Annotated in this window: 23 protein-coding genes; 13 read left to right on the top strand and 10 right to left on the bottom strand. The window is 44.7% G+C overall.

Annotation, left to right across the window (positions count from 1 at the left end; translation table 11 throughout):
* Positions 1-87: 87 nt before the first annotated feature.
* The 5 genes from IC230_RS19955 to IC230_RS19935 all read left to right on the top strand — a co-directional run bounded on the left by IC230_RS19955 (position 88) and on the right by IC230_RS19935 (position 7,381).
* Positions 88-1,440, top strand: a complete 1,353-nt coding sequence (locus IC230_RS19955; protein ID WP_191040801.1) for a hypothetical protein — start codon at positions 88-90, stop codon at positions 1,438-1,440.
* Entirely contained in the window at positions 1,413-2,126 is a 714-nt protein-coding gene (locus IC230_RS19950) for a condensin complex protein MksE (protein WP_191040800.1), read from the top strand. The genes IC230_RS19955 and IC230_RS19950 overlap by 28 nt, the downstream gene beginning before the upstream one ends.
* Positions 2,107-5,274, top strand: coding sequence for a hypothetical protein (locus IC230_RS19945; RefSeq protein WP_191040799.1), 3,168 nt, complete (start codon positions 2,107-2,109; stop codon positions 5,272-5,274). The genes IC230_RS19950 and IC230_RS19945 overlap by 20 nt, the downstream gene beginning before the upstream one ends.
* On the top strand, positions 5,271-6,254 hold the full coding sequence (locus tag IC230_RS19940) for a hypothetical protein (RefSeq protein ID WP_191040798.1): 984 nt from the start codon (positions 5,271-5,273) through the stop codon (positions 6,252-6,254). The genes IC230_RS19945 and IC230_RS19940 overlap by 4 nt, the downstream gene beginning before the upstream one ends.
* Positions 6,255-6,568: 314 nt before the next feature.
* Positions 6,569-7,381 carry a class I SAM-dependent methyltransferase gene (locus tag IC230_RS19935; protein ID WP_191040797.1) on the top strand — a complete coding sequence of 271 codons (813 nt, stop codon included), beginning with the start codon at positions 6,569-6,571 and terminating at the stop codon, positions 7,379-7,381.
* A gap of 216 nt (positions 7,382-7,597) precedes the next feature.
* Here IC230_RS19935 and IC230_RS19930 read toward each other — a convergent pair whose 3' ends face one another.
* Together IC230_RS19930 and IC230_RS19925 are read right to left on the bottom strand one after the other, a co-directional pair.
* Entirely contained in the window at positions 7,598-9,322 is a 1,725-nt protein-coding gene (locus IC230_RS19930) for a tetratricopeptide repeat protein (protein ID WP_191040796.1), read from the bottom strand.
* A 208-nt stretch (positions 9,323-9,530) separates the two neighbouring features.
* Positions 9,531-10,490 carry a DUF4886 domain-containing protein gene (locus IC230_RS19925; protein ID WP_191040795.1) on the bottom strand — a complete coding sequence of 320 codons (960 nt, stop codon included), beginning with the start codon at positions 10,488-10,490 and terminating at the stop codon, positions 9,531-9,533.
* A 190-nt stretch (positions 10,491-10,680) separates the two neighbouring features.
* Here IC230_RS19925 and IC230_RS19920 point away from each other — a divergent pair, with 190 nt between their 5' ends.
* Positions 10,681-11,235, top strand: a complete 555-nt coding sequence (locus IC230_RS19920) for an antibiotic biosynthesis monooxygenase (RefSeq protein WP_191040794.1) — start codon at positions 10,681-10,683, stop codon at positions 11,233-11,235.
* Here the strand turns inward: IC230_RS19920 and IC230_RS19915 are convergent.
* Together IC230_RS19915 and IC230_RS19910 are read right to left on the bottom strand one after the other, a co-directional pair.
* A complete protein-coding gene (locus IC230_RS19915; RefSeq protein ID WP_191040793.1) occupies positions 11,229-12,638 on the bottom strand; it encodes a glycosyltransferase family 39 protein in 1,410 nt (469 codons plus the stop codon). The two genes, IC230_RS19920 and IC230_RS19915, sit on opposite strands and share 7 nt — an antisense overlap.
* On the bottom strand, positions 12,635-13,225 hold the full coding sequence (locus IC230_RS19910; protein WP_191040792.1) for a hypothetical protein: 591 nt from the start codon (positions 13,223-13,225) through the stop codon (positions 12,635-12,637). The genes IC230_RS19915 and IC230_RS19910 overlap by 4 nt, the downstream gene beginning before the upstream one ends.
* A 155-nt stretch (positions 13,226-13,380) precedes the next feature.
* On the opposite strand from IC230_RS19910, the gene IC230_RS19905 reads away from it, so the two are divergent.
* The 4 genes from IC230_RS19905 (at position 13,381) to IC230_RS19890 (ending at position 16,252) form a co-directional block, all read left to right on the top strand.
* A complete protein-coding gene (locus IC230_RS19905) occupies positions 13,381-13,896 on the top strand; it encodes a molybdopterin-dependent oxidoreductase (protein WP_191040877.1) in 516 nt (171 codons plus the stop codon).
* Between the two features lie 5 nt (positions 13,897-13,901).
* Entirely contained in the window at positions 13,902-14,633 is a 732-nt protein-coding gene (modA, locus tag IC230_RS19900; RefSeq protein ID WP_191040791.1) for a molybdate ABC transporter substrate-binding protein, read from the top strand.
* Positions 14,634-14,744: 111 nt separating this feature from the next.
* Positions 14,745-15,410: a molybdate ABC transporter permease subunit gene (modB, locus tag IC230_RS19895; RefSeq protein WP_191040790.1), complete on the top strand. Its 666-nt coding sequence runs from the start codon at positions 14,745-14,747 to the stop codon at positions 15,408-15,410.
* Positions 15,407-16,252 (top strand): sulfate/molybdate ABC transporter ATP-binding protein, encoded by an 846-nt coding sequence (locus tag IC230_RS19890; protein WP_191040789.1) that lies wholly within the window; start codon positions 15,407-15,409, stop codon positions 16,250-16,252. The genes modB and IC230_RS19890 overlap by 4 nt, the downstream gene beginning before the upstream one ends.
* A gap of 1 nt (position 16,253) precedes the next feature.
* Here the strand turns inward: IC230_RS19890 and IC230_RS19885 are convergent, their stop codons facing one another.
* The 4 genes from IC230_RS19885 to IC230_RS19870 form a co-directional block, all read right to left on the bottom strand.
* Positions 16,254-16,778, bottom strand: a complete 525-nt coding sequence (locus IC230_RS19885) for a YceI family protein (RefSeq protein ID WP_191040788.1) — start codon at positions 16,776-16,778, stop codon at positions 16,254-16,256.
* 6 nt (positions 16,779-16,784) lie between these two features.
* Positions 16,785-18,341: a hypothetical protein gene (locus tag IC230_RS19880; RefSeq protein WP_223860725.1), complete on the bottom strand. Its 1,557-nt coding sequence runs from the start codon at positions 18,339-18,341 to the stop codon at positions 16,785-16,787.
* 135 nt (positions 18,342-18,476) lie between these two features.
* Positions 18,477-19,571: a hypothetical protein gene (locus IC230_RS19875; protein ID WP_191040787.1), complete on the bottom strand. Its 1,095-nt coding sequence runs from the start codon at positions 19,569-19,571 to the stop codon at positions 18,477-18,479.
* A gap of 20 nt (positions 19,572-19,591) precedes the next feature.
* Complete coding sequence (locus tag IC230_RS19870) at positions 19,592-20,431, bottom strand: alpha/beta fold hydrolase (RefSeq protein ID WP_191040786.1); 840 nt, start codon at positions 20,429-20,431, stop codon at positions 19,592-19,594.
* Between the two features lie 127 nt (positions 20,432-20,558).
* On the opposite strand from IC230_RS19870, the gene IC230_RS19865 reads away from it, so the two are divergent.
* Both IC230_RS19865 and IC230_RS19860 read left to right on the top strand, forming a co-directional pair.
* The gene (locus tag IC230_RS19865; protein ID WP_191040785.1) at positions 20,559-21,878 is read left to right on the top strand and encodes a hypothetical protein; all 1,320 of its coding nucleotides are present in this window, start codon (positions 20,559-20,561) and stop codon (positions 21,876-21,878) included.
* Between the two features lie 234 nt (positions 21,879-22,112).
* Positions 22,113-23,150 (top strand): spore photoproduct lyase family protein, encoded by a 1,038-nt coding sequence (locus tag IC230_RS19860; protein WP_191040784.1) that lies wholly within the window; start codon positions 22,113-22,115, stop codon positions 23,148-23,150.
* 40 nt (positions 23,151-23,190) lie between these two features.
* Here the strand turns inward: IC230_RS19860 and IC230_RS19855 are convergent, their stop codons facing one another.
* A complete protein-coding gene (locus tag IC230_RS19855; protein WP_191040783.1) occupies positions 23,191-23,385 on the bottom strand; it encodes a hypothetical protein in 195 nt (64 codons plus the stop codon).
* A gap of 35 nt (positions 23,386-23,420) precedes the next feature.
* Positions 23,421-23,855: a DoxX family protein gene (locus IC230_RS19850; protein ID WP_191040782.1), complete on the bottom strand. Its 435-nt coding sequence runs from the start codon at positions 23,853-23,855 to the stop codon at positions 23,421-23,423.
* Positions 23,856-24,122: 267 nt separating this feature from the next.
* Here IC230_RS19850 and IC230_RS19845 point away from each other — a divergent pair, with 267 nt between their 5' ends.
* Entirely contained in the window at positions 24,123-25,433 is a 1,311-nt protein-coding gene (locus tag IC230_RS19845) for a DUF4062 domain-containing protein (protein WP_191040781.1), read from the top strand.
* Positions 25,434-25,475 lie beyond the last annotated feature (42 nt).

Here is a 25,475-nt window from a genome sequence, read left to right as displayed (position 1 = left end):
ATAGGTCAAAACAGTAGTTTGGTGAAAAAATGAAATGTGGATAATATATTACTATTTATCAGCCTATTATTCTTTATTACCCATTATATGAAGGAATACCAACTAAAAGACATTTACTCAACTTATGTGCCCTCAGAACGGGAATGCGTGATACTATTGAGTCTGTACCAACGAATTGAAGCTAAACAAATAGAAAAATACTTTACTCATGAAACTTTTAAAGAAGTAGTCCGTGAAGTTTATGAATCAGATTTAGTTAGAGTAGAAGATATATTAAGAGGACTCCTAGACCAGTTCATAGAAGCATCACCTAAACGATACGATGGTAAAAGATATACATTAACTCATTATGCTAATACTTTTATTAAGTTGATTTTCAATCAGCTAAATAATTTGCGTAATAAATATTCATTAGCTGAAAGTTTTGATCAGTTTGCTCAATTAAATGCGGAATCAATTAATACATATGATGAACTGGAATGTTGGTACCAACTTAGTTTTAGCGATTCAGCTAGCCAGACAATCAACGATCACGTTGGTGGTTTAAACGCTCAACTTAAAGAGTATTTGAAACAACTGACAGATATACTACGAAATGATCAACAGACCATTGGTAATAAAATTGGGGCTTTTGTTGATGTATTTCAACACTTCTCTGCTAAAGCTCTTGATGTGCAAAAAACTCTCCAGCTTCGTCATAATTTGTTTTTTCAACTTACAATCATTGTTGATCGTTTTTATGATGAATTTGATAATGCAAAGCAAGCAGACTCAGATCAGCTAATGACGAAAAAAACGGCATATGAATGTGCTAAGAATATTAGGGACGAAGTGCGTAACTATTTTAATCAAATAGAAGATAGGCTTAGTCTTATTATTGATAAAATTCAATTTGCCGAAGAGAAACTCACCGAATTACAAGGAAATTTTAGAGAATATGCTCGATTTCGTATAAACTTGAGAAAACTGCTGAATAATTTTTTGTTCTACAGTGAATATGATAAAGATTTTGATACTCGTTTCACTATGGGTATTCCTGCTAAGGATCTGATAAATGGAAAAAATAGGTTCATTGAAGTTGAAAAACATGATTTTGGTGTAAAAACTTCAAGGTCTATATTTATTCCCGCTCGAGATGCCACCTACTTCAATTGGCAACAAAATAAAATACATCAACAATTAGCGCAACAAGAATCAATAAGCAACTACGTATCTGATCTACTAAATACCCTTAGTAAAGAAGGGTATTTAGATTTATCTAAACATTTTTGGCAAATTTATGATCAGAATGAAAACTTAGAAATGGCGGTAGAGACGTGTTTTAGTGTAATAAACATAGTTAGCATACAAAAGGAGTGCATTATAAAGATTGACAAAACATTGCAATCATCATTTGATAACTTAATTGGAATATGGCAAATGACAATAACGAAGATTTGACATCAGCGTATAGTTTTCTAGCAATTAATGAAATTAAAACGCGATTTGCTAAGCTAAATAGCAAACTACTTCGAGGGCGCCATATTCAAGCGAGTACAGACCCAATCGAGCATAATCTGTTAGAGCAACCTAAATATTTTGACCATTTACGATTCTTTTATCAGCAACTATACGGTTTAGAATTAAACAGGCGAAAATTCGGTATTTATGATACGTATTTTTTTCTTGATTTTTCAGATGGAAGCCGAAGTGAACTAGCTGGAGATGAGCTGGGTACCCCACTAACAGCACCGCAAACGAAATTTGGATTAATGATACTTAGCATGTATTACGAAAAGTTTTTTGAGCGTGTAAAACAAGTAAGTTGGATTGATATTCAAAATATTATACTACATAGTGAACGACAGGAAGATTATAAGCGGGTCTTCTTTGGTACAGTACAAGATAATTATACTCAACTTCAATTAGGCAGCTTAAAAAGTTTATTTAGACGAATGATTAAGATTTTTGATGAGCTAGGTTGGGTCAGCTCAACTGATACAGAAAGCGATTTTAGCTTCATCATAAATATAAGTATTCGCCGATTGGAGGATATGTACCGCGAAGAATTAAAAGATCCTGACGCCTTATTTAATCAACTTGCCAAGCAGAAAAAAGACGAAAACAATGGAGAAGATATATCCTAAAATTCATATGCTGTCAACTATCGGCGTTAGGAAGCACTATCATCAGGATTATATGCTTCATGAAAACAGAACTGATTTTGCTGGTAGAAACGGAATTGGTAAATCAATTATTGCTGATTTAATTCAACTAATCTTTGTACAAGATCGGAGTCTTATTCGATTTGGTACTGATGGTGTTAAAAAAGGATCAAGAACTATAGAAAAAATTCCTTATTTACATCATCAAGCATACGCATATCTGACTATTGAGGTTGACAGGAATCAGTTCATAGTGGTAGGAGTGTGCATACCAAATGATACCAAAATTCCTTTAAAGCCATTTGTCATTACTAATCAAAGTGATATTAATAAAGCAACTATCAAAGATATTTCTTTTAGTAGAGACAGACTTGTCAAGAGTAATCATTTGTTGGTTGACGACAGTGTGGTAGCAATTCCAGATTTAGCAATTCACGTTCGTAATAAACTTCGCTTGGCATTAACCAGACTAGATGTCAGGCAGTATCATCACTTTTTGAAGAGGTTCAATCTACTGCCCGTTAATCTGACTGTAGATAGTAATTTGAAAGCATTAGCACGAGTAATTCAGTCGTTTTCTCGTGCTAAAGATTTTGATCCTACAGACCCTAAAAATCTTAAGAATTTTCTTTTTGACGAGATCGGCGATGATCACACAAAGGAGTTTAGGCAGTATCAAGCTGATCTGGCTGATCAGTTGAAGCGGTACAAAGACTTAAATCAGATTAGTGAAGAAATTACTTCTAATCAACGGAGATTAAGAACTCTGAAGGATGTGGAAACTACTTTGCTTCAGGCCGAGCTTAACTGGCATAGGGTAAATGTGACGAAATGTGCTTTCGAAGTTGAAAGAAAAGAACAAGATTTGCAAATACTAACTGTTATAGTTGAAGGACAAAAAGAGAAACTACAACAGTCGATAAAAAAAGTAGATCGATTAGTAAGTCAATTAATTCCAACGGCTACAAGTTTAACTAATCAAGCTTATAATATTCAAAGAGTATTAGATCAGTGTTCTGGTTTATTAAACGAATATGGGAAACTTGATATCGATGAAAAAGCTCTTCAAATACTTAATTTGCCTGATCTAACCCCTTACCTACCTAATACTATTGCTGAGCCCGAAGTTTTAACAATTGAGAGTTTATGTATAAAAATAGAAGAATTAAAGTTTTTGTTGGCTGAATTTCAATCTTTACAAGCTATCGAGAACAAGGTTAAAGATCAGGAATTATTGCTACAAACATGGCTTGATGAAACCAATAAGTACATTGATGAAGTAGTCAATTCTTTAAAAATAGTGGACCAAATTAAAGAAAGTGGTTTGTTTGCTGAGGTGATAAAGCGTGGTACTCCACTCAACGCTGATCAAGAGACAGTTTTGTTCCATCTACTTGGTCAGGGGTGGACTACAGTTAAACATACAGGAAAAGGAGCTAAATATATTTCACACCTTGCAGCATTGGACACTAATTCTATTGAGAACGAACCTGACTTAGTAGATTCATTTTGGTATGTAGCAGGTCATCTAAATGAACTAATTAGTCGCCGATCAGATCCACAATTACTGGATGATGTTGACAGAATGCAAGTAGCTCAGAAAATCATTAAAGATGACTTTACTAAACGGTTAGCTACATTAAAGAATAAAAAAGATGCTATTGAGAGCGCTCGAAACGGGAAATCATTTGATCCTTTGCAGTTACCATCAGCTATTGACCCAAGATTGGTAAGTCAGCACCAATTAACACAGATAGAACTGAGCATCAAACAAGCTCAAAGCATTTCTGGACGGCTTAATACTATTTCGTTGAGTAAAGAAAAGCTTAATAAAAACCTTCAAGCCAAGCTTAGCGCTTATTTTGTATCGGTTTCTGTTACGCAAATTCCTTCACTATTAGAAAAATGGGATAAGATTTATGCTAACCGAGCTAGCAGATTAAATTGCTTAACTGATTGCAAAAATAGCTATAATACCGAAACTTTAACTTTAAGAGCTACGCTTCCTCAAAAGCAGAAAGAGCTAGCTCAACTCCAAATAGATATACAGTATAGTAAAGATGTGCTGGATAAATCTGTAAAGGATCATGATAATTTCATTGAGAAGCTTAGAGACCAACATCCAGAAATTTTGGCCCATAATACTAATGTGACCCTTAACTATGATTCGGTAGAAGAAAACTTTTTACGTACTACTAAAAAATATCATGATGAATATACCCTTTTAGCAAGTCTTTATTGCACACAAGACTCACCCTACTATAACGCTCAGATTGATGAACAAGTAAGAGAGGGCATTTACTCTTTTAAAATTTTAGAAGCTGCTTTGCTTTTAGGCGTTGGCCTATTAGAAGATGTCGAAACACATTTACTTCTTTTGAATAAACAGAGAATGGATTGCCGCCGTACTATTTATGATCAGATTAAAAACTTATTTTCTAAAACAATAAATAGATATGAATCTTGCCAGGAAGCCGTTCGCGCATTGAATATGTTCTTTAGCTCAAAGAAAGTAAGTAATCGTTTTTACTTTGATGTTCAATTTGTCAAAGAAAGGTTATCCAATGGGCAGTTCATGATTGAATGGATTAATGCTCTAAATAAAGAAAAAGATTCAGTGTTCGAGTCAAATGAATTAAATTTAGGAAAGACCGTAGATCAATTTATTGAAGACTTTTATCAGCAAATTACCAAAGAAACACAGTCGAAAAGTGTTCAAGACTTACTCGATCCTAAAAGTTATTTTAATCTATCGATTCGTTTATTAGATGACAATAAAAACGAAGTATCTGGTAGTACAGGCGAATCTTACACGTCAATTATACTTTTAGGAATTGGCCGTTTGTCAGTCATTAGTCAGAATGGTGAAGGAATAAAATTCGTACTATTAGAAGAGACCGCTAATATTGATAAAGATAATTTCGCTCTAGTAATGTCAATTGCTGCCGAATTCGGTTACCAAATTATTACAATGACACCAGAACCTTATGGTATTGGTTCGTCTGATGAATGGTATCTGCACCAACTAATTCCTGGAAATGCAGACCCAGATATTAATCATCCTGAAGTAGCTAGTTACTTTAGAAAAGCTGGACATCAATCAGTTCTACAAACCTCAGAACCGTCGTGAATTGGTTAACAGCTACAAAATTACACCAACTATACACAAACAAGTCCACTGTTTCGACAGATCAGTTTGTTAGTGATGCTACAATCCAAGGATTTATTAATACTACAGGTGAGTTGTGTATTGATGGTAGAAATGTGATAGTAAATAATAGCCGGGAAGAGTCGTTTCTAGAATACTATGAGTTAAAGTATTTGCCTAAGTACCAGAGATACAATGCACTACTTGATAAGCATAAATTGCTTACAGACAAGAATGGACGTAAGAAAGTGCAAGTTAGATATGAGGAAGATGAGTTAGCTGTCTTACTAAAGTTAGATGAGCAGATGTCTGATGGATCTGTCGCAGAGATAAGAAAGCAAATTATTGAACGTGAAGAATCGATACGTGGAGTATCAAGAATGTTTTTTTTTAACGATGAAAAATATTTGGATGAGAAAAAGTCTTTAGTTGAAGCTTTGAAAAGGGTTTTAGATATTGATAAGTTAGCTAATGACAAAGGTGAGCAATGGATTTATAAACTTACAATACCGAATCGTAAGCTGGTTGTTTTATGTGAAAATTTAGACTTTTTACGTCGCCCTACCCGACCTCGTAAATATCAAATAGAATTATGGTATGCTGGAGGACGTAATACGCCAAAATTAGAATACGAGCGAACCCTATTAGATGTACCTATTTATTATTCTTGCGACTGGGATCATGATGGTTTAGAAATCTATCAAGATGTTAAAGGTCGGCTTCCTACGATTCAGTTACTCACTCCCATTTCTAATGCTATTAATCTTGCTGATTCTCCTAATCATCATTCATATTGGGAAGAGCTGGACAGCACGTGGATTGATAATATATCAGAAGAGAATTTAAGTAACAATCACAAGAATATCATTAACAATCTGATAGCTAAAGAGGCTTGGATACGTGAAGAAGATAATGATCTTATTGAAATGCTTATTTCAAACGATGCAATAGCCAATCTATGATAATCTCAAAAAGATAGTTAACCAATGAAAATATTGAGCTGATAGCTGACGCTCACCTGCGAAATTTTACTGAATCACCAGTTCGTGTTCTCACTCAAAACCAACCCCAACGGCTGGACCGAGTTTCTGATTGAATTTGCCTGAGGCAATCGATTGCGTAACGTTTATGATAGCCCTGAATTTGTACAGTTTGTTCATAATTAACGTTCGATAAGGCTTCTTGCCATTGGCTCAATAAATCGTTTTGGCTATAGGGTAAGCGCTTACTTTCAGTCTGTTATACAGTTTATTCAACAGGCTAAACAGATATGGTGATGAATCCAAACAAAGCCTTATGGGAAAAAGGAGATTTCACCCAGCTTGCCGAAACCATGCGCGAAAGTGGTCAGGCACTGGTTGCTCAGCTAGGAATTACCAAAGACCTAAACGTGCTTGACCTCGGTTGCGGGGATGGCACTACCGCTATTCCAGAAGCCAAACTTGGCGCAACCGTTTTAGGGGTTGATATCGCCCGGAATCTGGTTGAAGCGGGTAACCGTCGGGCCAAAGCGGAAGGACTGACCAATTGCACGTTCCAGGAAGGGGATGCAACCGATTTACACGATCTGAAAGATGCGTCTTTTGATCTGGTCGTCAGTATTTTTGGAGCCATGTTTGCCCCCAGACCCTACGACGTAGCGAAGGAAATGGTTCGGGTTACCCGCCCCGGTGGACGAATCGTGATGGGAAACTGGATACCGGGCGATCCTACGCTGGTTGCGCAAATCTTAAAGATTAGTGCGGCTTACACACCGCCACCGCCAGAAGGGTTTATTAGTCCAATGCTGTGGGGCGTAGAGAGTCACGTTATCGAACGTTTTGAGGCTGCGGGTGTGCCAAAAGAAAACATTACGTTCCTTAAGGATACGTTTACGTTTAACACGCCCCATCCACCAACCGAATTCGTCAGCAAGTTCAAAACCTATTACGGCCCGACCATGAATGCGTTTGAGGCTGCCGAAAAGAACGGCAAGGCTTCGGATCTGCAGCGTGAGTTAGAGGAGTTGTTTGCCCGTCAAAACAAAAGTGCCGATAAGAATAGCACATCTATATCAGTCAATTTCTTACGAGTGACTGTGCTACGTTGACGTGAATAATGGCTTATGCTGGCTCAATATCTCTGGATTTGTAGTACCGACCGGGACAGTCAGCACTACAAATCAACACTATATATTTTAGTATATAAGGCACTGTAGATCAGTATATATATCCCATTGTTCACGTTATGTTAAAGATTGGATCTTTGACAAAGTTTTGAACTTTGTCAAAGATAGTAGTGACAACGTCTGGGTTTGGTGGCTTATCTATAATCCGCTCATTGGTCCAGCTTTAACGTCTTTATCGGCCCATTTCCAGGCTTGCGTCAATAAGACCTGTGTTTGTTGTGCTTTGTCGGTGAGACCCTGACCCAGTTGCGCTTTATGAAGACCGGCTAATGCCCATCCGTTACGTGGAAACAGCTTTAAATCGTCGTTGAAAACGGTTTCGGCTTCCGCGTAGCGTTTGGCTTTGAGTAGAACATTGCCCAGAATATGACGTACTGAAAAGAACCAGTCCGGCGGTTCGCTGTAGTTTAATTTGTCTTCCAGTGCCACCGCTTCCCGCAGCAACGTAACGCTGGTTGGGAATTTGCGTTCCTGCGCTAACAGTTCAGCTTTTAACACACGACGGGCAATTTCCAGAATAGCCGCCATCGAATTGATGTTCCAGATGGTCAACTTTGCTATGGCCGGATCAGCCGCCAGTTTTTCGAGTTGCTGCAACTCCTGCTTAGCCTGTGGCAACTGTCCTTTACCAACGAATGCCAGGCCGCGGGCGTAATGGCGAATGGCTGTCGGGTAGGTCAATAGGACGGTATCAGTTTCACTCATGCGAAGTATATCATCCCATTTGCCAAACTTGGCCGCAACATGGTACGGAATGGTATAATAATGCTGAAGCGAACTCCAGGCCGAGTCCTTCATCAGCTTCTTTTTGGTGTTTTCGGCAATTTTCCGCGCCGACAGCATGGCCCACTGACTGTTGCCTTCCAACGTAGCAGAAGCTGCCAGAAAATGGTAATTATGAGGGAAATAACTCAAAGGGAAAATACCCTGCGCGTGAATGCCATTTAAATATATACTGTCGACTTCCACGGCTCGTTGATTCGCTACAGCTCCCTCGTGATAATGACCCGTATGGATGTAAATGTGCGAAGGCATGTGCACAAGATGACCGGAATTTGGGGCAGCTTTACTCAGTACATTCGCACTTTTCAGCGCCCGCTCCGGCGTTTTAGAGGCTTCTACGGCATGGATGTAAAAATGATTCAGGGCTATATGATCCGGATTGTGCGCCATCAACTTTTCCAGTGTAGCGACAATTTCGGGTGTCCAGGGTTTCGGACGACCGTCCTTCTCCCACAAATCCCAGGGGTGCTGATCCATTAGCGATTCGACGTAAAGCGCGGCAATATCGCCATCGTCTGGAAACCGATCGTGCACCTGTTTCATGGCGTTTGAATACGCTACGTCGTAGGGCTTACGGTCGGTGACGGGTTTTGCTGAATAGCGTTTTGCCAATGCATTGATCAGGGCTTTCTCTTTGTCTGTGCACGTTCCCGAGAGTTGTTGCGCCCGTTGAATGGCTTGATAGGCTCGCTCGTAATTATCGGGTTCCATACCGGCATTGTAGTTTGGCCCCAATACGTAACTAAATCCCCAGTAGGCCATCGCACAGGTCGAATCCAGGCGGGTCGCTTCGAAAAACGAACGCGCGGCTTCGGCATGGTTGAAGCCAACGGACAACATAAGTCCCTGATCAAAATAGCGCTGAACGTTCTCCTTTTTGGTGGTGATGGGGAAATGTATGTTGCCCAGACTATCAAAAAGAGGTGCTTTCTGGCCTGAGCTATACCAGGCTTTATCGGTCGGCTCTGTCCGGCAGATTATTTGAGAAACCGGTACGTTCTCGGCAGCTTTTTGTCTGGGTTGGCAGGCCAATAGTAAGCTGAACAACGATAGGATCAGCCATTGTAATGAATTTTTCATGACCAGTTAATCAGTGTAAAGAATTAAATAATTATAAATTTAATTCTTTGATGGTCAGCAGGTTAATTTCGAAATATCTTTTTAGCTTTCGGTAGACTGATGCCTGAATCTGCATAAAATCAGCGCACTTTGCTTAATCCGTTTACGTATATAGTTCAACTTATATACGTAGTAAAGCGAGCAATGAACTAATCAGAAAGAACAGGGGTCAGAGAGCAACTTTATACCGATACTTCTTTTTCTCTTTTTTTACCGTTTTCCAGGCAGTCTTTCGTAGCTGACGGGCAAAATCTTCGTCCACCTCTTCCGGGCGATACGTCAGCTTGACGGGCGATTCGCCAAACAGGAAGCTATACCAGACCAATCCGCCCAGATAGCAACCGGCAGCATTGGCGTGGTGTGAATCAAAAGTCAGTTTGTCTTTGTCCCAGCGATAACCCACATGTAACGAATGCGTCTGATCGGGTAGGGTAGGTGATTTCGCCTGTCGGGCGTCGAAGTTGTTAGCTGCATGATACGCCCATTTTCCGCTTGAGTTGATACGCCAGAAGGCATCTCCATTCGGAATGACTGGTATCGATAGTTCGTCAGCAACAGTGTGATAAGCGCCCTTTAAATTCTCCCACATTTGGTGAGCGCTCTTAGCCGAATCACCTTTGGTAATCTGGCTAAAATCCTTTGAATCGACGCGGTAAGCCCAGGTTTCGTGAAAAATAACGCTGGCATTGGGTTGTAGTCTCTTTACGTACTCATACAGTTTCCGAGCGTAGGGTCGATACGTTTCCACATTTCCGGAAAGGATGGACGCCTGCTGGATCGTAACCACATCCCAGGTACCTTCGGAGAGCAGCGACTTCAGTGATTTTCCGCCGTACGGTTTACCGTTTGGATCATCGGGATTCCGTTCGGCGGCTTCGGCGTGGTCCCAGTGTCGTTGCAATGAACTTCCGCCAATTTCGGCACGTCCGATCACTAACACATGACCCCCTTCTTTGCTTAACTCGGGTAAATATTTCGATGCGTTTTGCGAAAAGCTATTCCCAATCATAAACAAACGTAGTGGCTTTTCTGCACCAGTTCGTTGCGCTTGTGTAAACGCGGTTTCGATCGAGAAAAGAACTAAAAAAAGAACGACTGTCTTTCGACCGAATGGCTTAAGCTGAATCATATTCGAGATGGCTAAACTTAAGTAAATCACTTCTGCCGTTTCTCTACCCATTTTTATTAGTCCAAATCACCTTTGACAAAGTTTAGAACTTTGTCAAAGGTCAGATGCCGCCCAAACGTGCCAGATTACCACAGGATTGAAATCTATTAACTATTTTAACGAAATAATGAATCGTTTCCCTAACGCATCTATGCCAAAAAATCTTCCCATCGCCATCGACAGTGCTGTTACAACCATTATCGTTCAGCGACCTTACAAAGATCAGATTCAGGCCTATGAAAACTGGTTAAACCATATGGTTCCGCTGGCGCAGGGTGCTGACGGGCATCGGGGGGTGAATGTTATTCGGCCTCACGGGGATAACCAAACCTACACAATCGTGCTGCATTTCGATTCGGAAGCGCACCTGCGTAATTGGCTGGAGTCCGACACGCGCCGGATGATGATCGAGAAGGTGCGGCCTTTCCTCGATACAGACGAAAAGATCGAGGTGAAAACCGGGCTTGAATTCTGGTTTACTCCGCCGGAGACTAAGAAAGTGGCACCGCCTTATAAACAATTTTTGATTACGTTGTCGGCCATTTTTCCGCTATCCATGCTTGTTCCCTGGCTATTCGCTCCCGTTTTTTCTACGCTGCCCTTTTTGATTAAAGCGTTTATGACAAGCCTGATCATTGTCGGACTCATGACGTTTGTCATTATGCCACGCTACGTGCGCCTTGTTGCAAAATGGCTCTATCAGTAAATTTTATGGAAACTCGTCGACTGACCTTCCCATCGATAGAGCCAATTTGATAGCCACTGAAACAATGAGGTTGAGCCTAAATAGAAATACATGAGGAGTAAAATCTTAAAGAAACCCCGCCGGAAGGTATACGCAATATTCGCCCCGTCGACATGGAGAATGAGCAAGCCAAACAAAACATACGTACCGAAGATCCAGACTAAGATTGGTAGACCCTGTTTGTCGCGGAAAAGGATAAGGTTCAGTAGTGCCAGAGCAAGAAATACGTAAACTGAGTAATTCCAGTAATCGGTATCGAAAACGACCTGCTCATTCATGCTTGTGTAAGTTGCCAATAGCTTGCTGAAATAATCATTCACGATGAGGTGATACGTTCCCAGATGAGCGTTAGCGGGCAATGCTACATAGCCACGCAGGAAGATGTAATTCCAGAAGACGAAGGGCAGGAGACAGGTGATAAACAAAGCGCCCGCCCGGACAATGGCTTTCTTCGGCGAGGAACGTAACGTATTGATGAGCAGGAGCAATGAAGCAATAGGGACAAATAAAATCGTTTCAGTACGTGTCCAGCAGGCCAGCGCAAAGAACAACGTACTGGCAATGAACATACCTTGTTTTTCTGACTCCAGATGGCGTTGTAGTAAGATTACCCCAGCCGCAAAAAAGGCTGCATTGGCCCAGTCCGTTTGGAGCAGAAAGGTATACGCGAACAATTCGGGACTGCAAGCCAGTAACGTAACGAGTAGCCCCGCTAACAGCGGATGAGTACGTTCCCGAAGTTCAGCATAGAGAAATAAGCCGAAGGCGATAACCAGAATCGTAAGCCAGATCTTCCCAAACGCAAACGGTCCGGTACCATGCGAAGCCAGCAGATACATGATTTGCTGCATGGCCGTAAACGGGGCGTAAAACGGCTGGTTGCTGAAAATAGACACCGACGGCAAATGCTCGGTAAAGACCGACGAAACCAGTGTATGCTCCCGAACGGCAAACGTAGCGACCAGGTCCGGCCCGACGATGGTGTCGAACGGCAGATTCGGGTACCACGCTGTTTTCCAGGCGCTGATAAACAACAAATAGGCCCAAAAACCTAAAAAGGGTAATTCACACAGGCGAAGTGAAAGCCGCTGCCAGGCAAAAATCTCGCGCAGATAGGCCAATCGACCACGGAGTAGCAATAGCGATAAGCCTGCAAGAGTACCTAGCCCAATCATCATAGGGGCGATGGCAATCGATGCATGAATGAACTCCAGTACGAATGGTAGCCCAGAGGAAATACCCAAACCGGCCAGCATGGACAGGCCCAGCAAACTAAAGCCATTTGAAGCGGCTCGCAGACGTGTAACGAAGCCAAAACCGATCAGAAATTGGGCGAGAATTACGAACGTAATGGCTAAGGTCATGGCTTCGACTGATAATATACCTTAGCCTGTTGGGGCGTATACGCGAAAAAATGCGGGTCGTATTTCTTGAATTCTCCCATCACCAGCGGCCGGTTATGATCCTTGAACGTCAACAAATAAATCTTGTTATCCAGCGCCCAGAATGTGTGGGTGGCCCGTTGCAGCAGCGAGTCAGGGGCGGTCATGTCCAGTAAATGAACCGATTTTCCAAGGTAATAATATAGAACGCTTGGATAGGTCCAGGCGTAGCCCGTCGACTTACCAGCCTGGTACGCATTCCGAATGAGATACTGTTGGGGTGGAATCAGGAAATAATCGTTTGGCTGGCAACGCTGCTGAATAAGCTCAATATAGGCATACGCTGGCTCATAACCTTCTCGTCTACGGGTGGCTATGTCGATTTGTTTGCCCAGTGTATAGTGTTGTGTATAGAATCGCTCAACGGTGGTTGTGAGCCAATTCTGGTTTCTGGGTAGGTAGAGAATTACTAACAGGATGAGACTACTTGCCGCCAGATAAATAATCTGCACGGTCCAGAATCGCCTGCGCTCTTTTGGGTCTACTGATGTATTGTTACTACTCGTCATAACTGAAAGCTGACTGAATCTACCAGGCGAAGGTAGTCATCAACGTCAATACGTATGTTACGAACGGGTACGTCTAATTTAGAGGAGAACGTTATATTTGCGTGTATATAGCGCTCTGGCTTTTTTGAAAACACCCGCTTCTCACAGTGAATACGATGAACAACCTGAAACAATGTATCAATTCAGTCAGTCAGATAGCCGCTGCTCTAACGTTCTGCTTTATTTTACTGGCGTTGCATAGTCAGGCGCAAACGGTGCTGACTATCTCCGGTGAGGTAACCAAACCGTTGACTTTGCAGGCGGCTGATCTGAAAGGGATGCCTCATACCGACGTAACGGCGAAAGATCATGACGAAAAAGAACACCGGTATTCGGGAGTACCCTTATCGGAATTGCTCAAACAGGCCGGTGTTACGTTGGGCAGCCAATTACGGGGTAAGAATCTACGTAAATACCTGGTTGTTAAAGCCAGCGATGATTACGAAGCAGTTTTTGCACTCCCCGAACTAGATCCCGAATTCGCGACACGTACCATTCTATTAGTTGACAGTGTTGACGGGCAACCGTTAGCAAAAGATGTTGGGCCCTATCGAGTAGTCGTGCCAGGTGAGAAAAAAATGGCCCGCTGGGTTCGGCAAGTTAATGTGCTTGACGTTCGGGTAGCTAACTAACAGCAATGAAAAAACTACTTCTTTTCCTACTCCTTTGTCCGCTGAGTCTTCTGGCCCAACCTCTGCGCGTAGCGGTGGCAGCCAATGCGCAGTTTGTGATGGAGCAACTGAAAACGGCTTTCCAGAAAAAGACGGGCACAACAGTCGAATCTATTGTGAATTCGTCGGGAAAGCTAACCACACAAATTCAGCAGGGAGCACCCTATGATGTGTTTCTGTCGGCCGATATGGAGTACCCGCAAACGCTTCATAAAGCAGGTTTAACGCTGGCTGCGCCCGCCATCTATGCTTACGGATCGCTGGTGCTGTGGACGGCGGGCGACTTGCCTGTATCGGCCGATTTAAAGATATTGTCTGATCCGGCGGTTCGGCACGTAGCGATTGCGAACCCAGCCACAGCTCCGTACGGCGAAGCGGCTGTCGCCTTTCTGAAATCCAGAAAATTACTGGCGCAGGTACAGCCTAAAATTGTGTATGGCGAAAGCATTTCGCAGGTAAATCAATACGTATTGTCAGGTGCCGCTGAAATAGGTTTTACGGCCAAATCGGTCGTGCTTGATCCCAGCCTTACGAAGCGTGGCCACTGGGTAGATTTGCCGACAACAGGTTATTCGCCGATTGCGCAGGGTGTTGTTGTGCTGAAACGTACTACGCAGGCCAAGTCAGCCCAACAGTTTGTGGCATTTTTGCGTAGCCCAGACGCGCGCCGTATTTTACAGAAATTTGGTTATAAATAATTAGGAGGAAGGGGAAAAACGGGAAGAGAGGGAAGAAGGGGAATAACAGACCCGTCAATTTTCTTCCTCTCCTCCCGTTTCTCCCCTTCCTCCCGTTTCTCCTTTACTCTTATGCCCATCGACTGGGACCCGATTTGGCTAACGTTACGTTTAGCGGGAATTACGACACTGTTGCTACTCCTGATTGGCGTACCGCTGGCAGGTTGGCTGGCGCTGAGTCGGTTTCGGCTTAAACCGATTGTAGAAGCAATTATCAGCTTGCCGCTGGTGCTGCCACCATCGGTCGTCGGGTTTTATTTATTGCTAACGTTTAGTCCAACGAGTTGGTTGGGAGCCTGGTTGTTACGTACTATTAATCTACAACTGGTTTTTTCATTTGAAGGCTTAGTCGTGGCATCGCTGATTTACAGCCTGCCGTTTATGGTGCATCCTGTTCAGGCCGGGGTAGAAAATTTACCCACTTCCTGGCGCGAAGCTTCCTATACGCTGGGACAATCACCTACTAAAACACTGTGGCGGGTTTTATTACCCAACTGCAAACCAGCATTACTAACCGGAATTGTCTTAACCTTTGCGCATACCATTGGCGAGTTCGGACTGGTGTTAATGATTGGCGGAAACCTGCCGGGACAGACCCGCGTCGCGTCGATTGCCATCTATGACGAGGTTGAACTACTGCATTTCGAAACGGCTCATGCCTATGCGGTACTACTACTGGGTTTGTCGTTTGCCATCCTTTTGCTGGTCTATGCCATTAACAAACGCGTAACGGTATGATTCAGATCGACGTCGTTATGTCGCGTTTGTTTACGGAAGGAGCCAGTGATCTTCAAGTTAAACTTGAACTTCAATCGGGTAGTCTAACTGCTTTGGTAGGACCATCTGGTTCGGGGAAAACGACAGTGCTACGCTTGCTTGCTGGTCTAGAAATACCTCGTCAGGGACGTATTGTCGTTGGCGAATCAGTATGGTTAGATACGTATCGGCGTATAAATCGTTCTCCTCAACAACGATCGATTGGGTACGTTTTTCAGGACACAGCCCTGTTTCCAAATATGACCGTTCGTGAAAATATTCAGTATGCCGCTCCGAAAGACCAGCAAACGCTTGTGGATGAACTGATCGAAGCGACAGGTCTGGAGTCGTTCGTGAATCAAAAACCTATTCGGTTGTCGGGAGGACAACGGCAACGGGTGGCGCTTGCGCGGGCGCTGGTTCGTCGGCCTCAACTCTTGTTGCTGGATGAGCCGTTCGCTGCGCTGGATGCCAAAGCCAGTCAGATGTTACGTCAAGTTTTACTTGAACTTCATCAACGCTGGGGAACAACGACACTGCTGGTTAGCCATCACGAAATAGATGTTCAGGCTTTAGCTGATCGGGTTATCCAACTTGTGCAGGGACGCGTTGAATCGGACGAACGAATCGGTAGTACAAATTCCTATTTGACCGGGTCGGAACGTATTATCCGGATTGAGTACGATGAAAATCAGCAGCACTGGCTTATTGAAACCGCTTCGATGAAATTGCAATCCACTAATCCGGACTGGGAGCAGTGGAATGTAGGTGATCTGATACAGGTGGCTCCCGGAAACCATTCAGGTACAGCCAAAATAAAGTAAATTAGGAACCTTCAGCCAGTTTGGCACGAATGGTAATTGCAACCTCATCGGCCAGAATCAGACTGGATTTGCCAAGACTATAATCCAGCCGATTTACTTTCAGATTGCCGATGAACTCATTTTTGGGAGAAACTGTAAAGGGTAGCTTTACATCGTGCTGAATCCCTTTCATCGTCAGAGAAAAAATCCCTTCATAGGTGCCGGACCCCGTTTTTCGGATTGTCTTTGAGGTCAATGTAATCGTCGGATTTTTCTCTGCATCGAAATAATCGGGTTTCTGGAGGTGTTTATCACGTAGCGAAATTCCCGTTTGGATCGTCTTAACAGGCACCGACGCCCGAATAGAAGCCTGCTCAGGATGCTGAGGGTCAAACAGAATATCGGCTTCCATGCCCGACAGTGTTCCGTTGACAGTAAGTCCGGCATTAACGATCTGGAAGCGAATTTCCGATTCCTCTACCTTAGGCCCAACGAGGATTGGATTGACAAATAGGTAGAGCAATTGACACCAGAGTAGCAGCTTCATCACGGGTCACAAGGTTTTCAGAAACGCCAGCAAAGCATTCCGGTCGGTGGCTGATAAGTCCAGACCAAACTCATGCCCCCGAACCGCCCGCGTTGTTACGTCGGCACCTTTAAAGCCGGTTGGTACGTAGTCATCGCGCAGGCGTTTCGGATTAAGCATATCGTCTAGTTTCGCTAATGACCCATCGTGCAGAAAAGGACCTCGATACCAGAGCCCTTTCAGCGACGGAACTTTATAGTAGCCCGTGCCGCGCCGGGTTTTCAGGGTATAGCCCGGATCGGTGCCGATGGAAATATCGAAAATGTCGTATTTCTTAGGATGGTCTTCGGGCACCGTGAAGCCATCGACGGGCGTCAGCATGTTGTTGGTGTAGAGCGGTGGCGTATGGCAACTCACGCAACCTTGCTCAATGAAAATCGTCTCCCCACGCTTCGATACGTCGTTGGGTTTATTTGGATTAACGGGCGGCTTCAGCGAATACACGTATTTAGCAATGGCGTACAACTGCGCTTCACTATGCCGATCGAACGTACCGACAAAGCGACTTTTACCGGCTTCGGGTAAAGTTTTGTTGTTGATGCCAACCGGAATGTAACCGTCGTAATTACCCAGAAAATCCAGCGCCTGGTTGACCGCGATGTAACGCATCATATCGCCAATGTTTCGGTGACGAGCCAGACCACCATGATCGAGATAGGTACGGTCTTTCACCCCAATCAGGTCTGGGACCGAGGGAGGAAACAAAATGCTGGTTCCCTGACGACCAAACGTACCCGGTGGAACAGCATCAAACGCTTTAGCGATCTCGTCTTTTGATCGTTGACTAAGCTGACTATTGGGATCATCTTTCACAAAAGGCGCATTAAACAAAGCGCCTGTTAAGAACTGTGCAGCTTTTTCCGGAAAGTCAGCCCTTCGAACCAGCCAGGCTGTTGCCCGGTCGCCTGGAAAGTTACCCTGAGCCCCTTTTAGTACTGACCCGTCTGGATTAACCCGGGTGTGGCACATACCACAAGCCAAATTGCCGAGCAGAACTTTTCCTTTTTGGGAAACAACGTAACGGGCATACGGCATCACTCCGTCCTTGGTCAACGGCATGTTGGTGTATTTATAAAAGGCTGGGTCCCGCACATCGTCGTTCGATATGATTGCCCCATCAATGTCGATAGGCGCATCGAAAAGTAGTTCGCCTGCCTTAATCCAGTCGGCTTCTGTTTTGAGTTTTGATGGATCAAAGACTACCTCTGGCTCCTGTTTTTGCAGCCATTCCCAGTACCCTTTCGGTTCACGGCCCGGCGCATAAACGGGATAGCTTTTGTAGATGACCCGTTCCGGCAGTTTATAATAATAATCGGTTGATACGTGTTTAGGGGAAGCTTTTACCGTTGCCAGCGGCATCTCAAAATCAGCCATTGCTGTGCTGTCCCAGGTGCGTGGAATGTCAGGTCTGAACGGAATCGATTGGTTAGCACGCTCACCGTCCTGTCGATTTGTATAACTAGCTACTGCAAGAAATAGACTACAGGCGAATAGGAGTGAGACTAGTAATGGACCTTGCTTCATAAATGGCGACTTTCAAGAAAAATAGCTAAAAACGAATTCAGCAGCCAACTCTTTTGATTTTTCGGTCATTCGCCGTTCTCTAAGTAACTAAATATATCTCGTAGAATCTTTAGGGCGTTGTCTACATTATTTTCGCTAGTACGTAATACCAGTTGGATCGGCAATCATACCCTGGATTCCCCAGCCGCCGAAGGTTTCCGATACGCCCAGCCAGAGTTCGTTTTTTCCTTTCTTCAGGTCAAGGTAAATAGTGTCGAAGTAGCCGATGGTTCCTAAAAACCGGTAGTCCCTGGACATAAATACGTCCTGCCCACCATACACCAGCTTTCCGTTGACGTACACGTTGACCCGATCGCTAAAACCCAACTGGAGTTTTTTGATCTGGGGCTTATCGGACATCAGCGTCACTTTGGCAAAAATCGCGTTGCTGCCGTCGCCGAGTTTGCTAATCCGGGAGAAATTAACAAGGCCAGACTTTTCAGCAGCGAGTGTCGTCCAGGTTAATCGGCTGGCCAAATCGGGTGGAATGGTAACGCTATTGTCAAGCCGCTTTTCGTCAAACGTATTGGAAACGTCCCAATGCATAATGGTTCCTGGTTTTGGTGGCGCTTCCGGTTTAAACGTACCCAGTAAAGTTGGGTTATCTGTTTTCGTGTATTGAAAATTGGCGAAGCGCGTCATGACGGGACCTCGGTTATCCAGACTAATACGTCCCGGCTTTACAGGGCGTTTGAGTTGATGAATTACCAGGGCAGGTTTGTTTGGGTCGCCCACGTACACCTCCGCCTGTGTGCCACGAACCGCCAGTTTGATATGTACCCATTCCTCCAGCGGATACGTAACGGCTGTTGAATACCCATCGCCGTAGTAAAGCTGCCAGGCGGCCTGCATGTTGAAAACCGGCGTGTATTGAATCGCGTCGGGGTTGCCCAACTGGTGCGGCCGTACATACACTTGTTCAAAGTTTTCCTTATCCCGAAGGCGAAAACCACAGCCGGGAAAATAACGATCTTTCGACAGGGTCATGTCAAATTCGATGATCCCATTCATGAACGTAGTGTCTTTGAGGTAAAGCGATGCGTCCAGTAAGCGAATACAAGCCTTTCCCTGGAAGGTTTCGTGTTCCATCTTGCCCGTGATTTCCCAATGCGAAGTATCGAAAGGAACTGTCGTTTGCGCGGCAATGTAATGAGTGGCGAAAAGTCCGGAGGTAAGCAGTATTGATTTCATGGAATAGTGAGTTTGAGAATTTAGTCGATGAATGGAGCGATTGCTTCCCAGACTGCCGGAAAATTGCAGTAGAGTACTACGTGTCCGCAGCCCGGAATTAATGAAAGTCGGCCGTGCTGGAAAAGCCGATAAGTTTCCGTCACTTTTTCAAGCTTGAAATACGGGTCCTGATCGCCAGCCAGTAACAGAACGGGGCATTTGAACTGATGAATGGCTTCGTCGGAAATGAACGTCGGCTGATTCCACAATACGTCCAGTTTATCCAGAAATTCAGGCCATCGGCTCGGGTCAGGCATAATCTGTTTTCGGAATTTCACAAAATCGGGTGCCATCTTGTCCAGACGTTTGGCGGTCATTTTGCCTTCTTTCTCCGCAGTCAATGTTCGATCGGAGGGGCGTCTTGGCGCGCCAATGGCAACAAGTTTTCGGACCAGTTCGGGATGTTTTGCCGTGAGGTTATAGCCCGTAATGCCGCCATCACTGAAGCCAATGACAAGTACGCTATCGCTCGTGATACTCCGAATCACCTGATACGCATCTTCAGCCAGTTGTTCGTACGAAAACGCTTTTGTGCCAATCGCTGATTTACCATGACCGCGCGTACCAATAGCGATTACCTCGTGCGTCTGGGCGAGCCTGGGAATCAGAAATTCGTATTCATCAATGTAGCCAAACAAACCGCCGTGCAGCAGCACAACAGGCTTTCCCTGACCGTAGCGTTCATAATAAATAGTGTCGTCTCCTACGTTGTGGTAATGACCTGCTTTCGGATTGTTACCGTAAGGAATTTTGGACTGCGCCCGGGCCGTATCAGCCTGGGAAATAAGCCAGCAGACGAACATGAACAGCCAGTTTTTCATCGTTTGTTTCAGTACATTTGATCGAACAGAAACAAAGTTGTGATCTGGCAACTAGCTGAATGATTCAAGCGCGTTCAACTTGCATTCAAGTTTGTACAAATACGTAATGGACTGATAGAGAGTAGAAATGATAAGTCAACAGGAAGATCGTCAACTTGCCCGCTGTCGCCAGTTGATCGAGGAAAAAGTAGGGTGGGGAAGTGGCGAGAGCTGGGCAACGCAGGATTTTGAACGACTAAGCGAACTCATTGCCCAACAAACGAGCGTATCGCTGAGCATAACGACACTTAAGCGCGTATGGGGGCGGGTGAAGTACGATTCTGCACCCACGACAACGACGTTAAATACGTTGGTTCAGTTTGCGGGTTATGAAAATTGGCAACAGTTCAAAACGACGTCTCAGCTTCAATACGTAGCACCGGGTATTTCTCCTGACGTTGTTACGGTATCTGCTCCAGAACCTCTCCAGAAACCTGTATTACGTCGTTGGTGGATTGGCGCGGGTCTTCTGGTCGGGCTGGTTGGTCTATCGGTCTTTTTTCTGAATTACGTCAATCACCGGCCACTTTCACCTGAACTGTTTTCGTTCAGCAGTCAGTACGTAGCGAAAGGAATTCCAAACTCAGTGGTATTTCATTACGACGCCACAGCCTCACCAACCGATTCGGTCTTTATTCAGCAATCGTGGGACCCAAGACGTCGGCAGCTCGTTCCGAAAGAGGGTCATGAGCACACCTCTATTTATTACTATCCGGGTTATTTCCGGGCGAAACTGGTTGTTGGCAAGCAAATCGTTCAGGAGCAGGATTTACTGATTCCGTCAGAAGGCTGGAACGTAGCCATCGAGCAGGAGCCTGTGCCGGTTTACGTTAAACCGAAGGAGGTAATTCACAATGGCTCACTGGGCATACCCGTTACGTTGATTCAGCACCAGAATATTTCGATGCAGCCCAAACTGCCAATGGTTCAGTATCGCTACGTGCAGGAATTTGACGGCCTGCGTAACGATAATTTTACGTTGGAAACGCGCGTGAAGAGCGACTTTAAACAGGGATCATCCGTTTGCCAGCATGTTACGATCATGATCCTCTGCAAAAATCAGTATTTCGCCATTCCCCTGTCGGCGAAAGGGTGTGTTGGGGATCTGAATCTCTATCTGGCCGGACATTTTGCGGAAGCTAAAACCAAGAATTTATCGGGCTTTGGCGCTGATTTATCGAAATGGGTAGACATGCGTTGCGACGTTCGGAATAAAAAAGCACAGTTATTTGTCGGAGGTAAAAAGGCGTACGAAGCCGTTCTGCCAACGGAGGCCAAAGATATTATTGGCATCAGCTACGATTTCGAAGGGACCGGCTCCGTCGATTTCGTTCGCTTTACACAGCCAGACGGCAAGGTTGTTTTCGAGGATAATTTTGATTCGACGAATCTGGCTGAAAATCGCTGATTGAATAAAATAATCACGTTGATTTTGTCATCCCGACCGGTCCGCCGGTGCGGCAGGAGGGATCTCATGCATCATATTGAGATCCCTCCTGCCGCACCGGCGGACCGGTCGGGATGACAAAATACTGTCACTACTATTATGTATCAAATTGATTATGAGTTCTTTGTGGAGGATTTTATTTGAACTAAGACGTATTGGTAGACGTTTACTTAGTGTATACTCAACGTCTGATTCATGCCCGATTTTAATCCGTCACTAATTCTCTACACGGCCGACGCGCTTAACGGAAGAGGGGAGACTATTCTGTCGAAATTCCCGGAAGCCGAAACGCTTGAAGTGAAGCAGCACAACCGCCTACCTGAGCTGGGCATGAATCACTTTAAGATCAAATCCGACGTACTGGTTCTAGGCAGACTCAAAACACAGGATATCAAGTGGAGTGGACGTAGCGCCGATTATATCGCCCCCAGTCTGGCCAATGGCTGCTTTGGCGGTTGTGCGTACTGCTACGTCGATCGGCACAAAAATGTGAATCCTATTACGTTGTTTACCAACGTAGAAGAGAACATAGCCTCCGTTGACCGACACATAATGAGTTTGCCTTGGCCCAAGGCGACCAATCAAACTGATCCCGAGTTCTACACGTACGACATTGGCTGTAACTCAGATATTTCGATCGATTATAGCCTGACGGATGGCATCCGGCAGGTATTCGAATTTTACCGCGCTCATCCACGCGCGAAAGCCACCTTTGCTACGAAGTTCGTTAATCCGGCCATGCTGAAATTTGATCCGCAGCGGAAAATCCGTATTCGGCTTAGTTTAATGCCGACTCACGTAAGTAAATTAGTTGATGTGCGTACGGACAGCATTGAGAAACGTATTGCGGCCATTAACGACTTCTACGATGCGGGTTACGAAGTACACGTGAATTTTTCGCCAGTAATTGTCTACGGTAGAAAGCAGTGGCGTAACGACTACCGGGATTTGTTCCGACAGCTTGATACCGCGTTACGTCCTGAAGTAAGAGAACAGCTTAAATGTGAAGTGATTTTTCTGACGCATAACCAGTGGCAGCATCAGGCCAACCTGGCTATCAACCCAAAAGCGGAAGAGCTATTGTGGGTGCCGGAATTGCAGGAGAGTAAAGTCAGCCAGTTTGGCGGCTGGAATATTCGCTACAACCATCAAATGAAGCGTAAAATGATTGAAGTCTTTGAGGGTCTGGTAAGGGAAGAAATTCCCTGGTGCCAGATTCGGTATATATTTTAACAAGCAGGGGCCGCTACGTAACGGCCCCTGCTTGTTAGGACTAGTTGCTATGTCCGCCTTTGCTGCCGCCGGTTGAGCTTCCGGCGCTGCTTGAGCCTTTCGACTTTTTACTGCTCTTGTGCGAGGTTGAGCTGCCACCCGTACCTGTACTACCATGATCCGTGCCGTTATCGCCGGAACCGACCTTCTGGTCTTTGTACTCTTCTTCGACTTTTTCTAAGGTTTTGTTCGCCATAACGTTGATTAGTTAATCACTGGATGCATAACCCATCAACGAGCGTGTTGTTTAACATATTCGTCCATTGAAAAGCGTCCGGAGCCGATCACCATAAAGGTTAACAACAGGATCAGCACAATAAGCGACAGCCACAACTCCGAATTCAGAGGTGAAAACCCCTGGCGAATATTGACGAAGAAAACGGCAGCGATCAGAATCGGTAATTGCAGAATGCACATCAACCGGGTGAGGCAACCCAGCGCTATCAAAAAACCGCCCATCAGGTGTGCAAAGGCGACGTAATGAACAGCCATCACCGGAAACAAACCAAAGTGTATACCGCCAACCAAGTTATGAAGATAGGCCGTATCGCTAATGAAACTGACTCCTTTTAGCACCAGAATAATTCCCAGCATAATCCGCAGGGCATCCGTCCAGGCGGGGTGATGCGTGTCGCCCCAATGCTCAATACGATGTAAAACATTCATGGCTATAAGTGTTTAGAAAAGACTAACCGAATGTAGTTCTCTTTTTTGTGAAAAGCAAGCTGAATGTCAGGCTGTTACTTGATTGGTCGCTTTGCTTTTTTCAGCGGTCTGCATCCGGTTTTAAAGCGCTGTTATTCGACCGGTTTAGCTTATCTCATGCAGACGCGGGTGCTTGTTTGTTGGACTATACAATAGGCGATCAGGATTATGGCAGGAGGTTAAGAATCGTCTATAACTAACCGTTTTCTAAAAACTCAGACCTAAAACTTGATTATTAGTCTGTGGGCGGCTACTTTAAGCGATATTCTCTTTTTTGCCGTGGCCTTCTATAACGTTTATATCTCATCGACCTTTCGCGATTTGGCGCCGTACCGAAAAGCGGTGATGGAATCGCTGCATAAGGTGCCTAACTTTAAGGTCGTTGGTATGGAATATTATACGGCCGAAGATGCCCAGCCACTTGATCGGTGCCTGCAGGATGTGGCTGACTGCGACATCTATATTCTCATTTTGGCAAACCGGTATGGCTACGTCATCAATGGGCAAACGGAGTCGATAACTCATCTGGAATATCTGAAAGCGAAGAGTCTGGGCAAGGTAATCCTGATTTTTCAGGCCGAGAATCGCGATGGACGATTTCCTCCCGATGCCGATGAACCGGACCAACCGTCGTCGACCGACAAACAACTCAGGCTGAAAGCGCTGAAAGAAGCTATTGGCAAAACGTATCTGATCCCTCCCGAGGGCTTTACGTCGGAATATCACCTGGCTCTGCAAGTCATGGAAGCTCTCGTACGTAGTCCGCAGGTCGATTTCGACGGGGAGTTTCCGGAAGATCGAAAAATCTTCTGCGACCGGGCCAATCAGGTGTATGATTTTTATGACCTGATCCGAAAAAAACAGCCGCTCAATGTGTTTCTGATTCAGGGAAACCGGATGGACCTGGGCCGAAGCCTGGTGGATCGTCTGAGTAAATATTACCTCGGTATTCCTGATCCGACGCTGGTGAGTTACCACGAATTCATTAGTGATGCGTCGTATGTGAACTTCCGCCGACGATTGATCAATGAGCTTTGCGACAGACTGGTTCCCAACGATCCTGACTTGCCGACGGACCCGGCTGGTTTACTGACCCGACTCAAATCGAATGACACGTCAGCGCTGGCGTTGGTCTCGATTGTGAGCAATACATTGCAATGGCAAACGGGTTATCAATTTCTGGATACAATTCTTCAGGAGTTCGGACAAGCCTGTTTGGCTGTCGGGGGCATACGGGTGTACTGGTTTATCGTAATCGACGTACCGGATGCTCTACAACAGCAAGTACAATCAGTAGAGATCGTTCTGGCGCCTAAACTGACGATGCTTTCCGGGACCGACATTGAGAACTGGCTCCGTACGTACATAACTAGCGACGACGGAACGGTGCTGGATTTGCAGGAACTCTGCTTCCCGGATACGCTCAATACGGATTCCTTTACGATGCGTCAGATACAGCAACAAATCAGAGAATTTATCAACCGCTTCAACTTCCGGCGCAAAACGAACGATAAACCTTTACTGGATTTATTTCCGTAAAGTCCTGATGACTTTATTCCATTCCGAAACCCAATAAACCCG

Source organism: Spirosoma validum (assembly GCF_014699035.1).
Lineage (GTDB): Bacteria > Bacteroidota > Bacteroidia > Cytophagales > Spirosomataceae > Spirosoma > Spirosoma validum.
The sequence above is the reverse complement of the archived record's forward strand: the minus strand, read 5'-3'. Positions and strand labels throughout refer to the sequence as shown.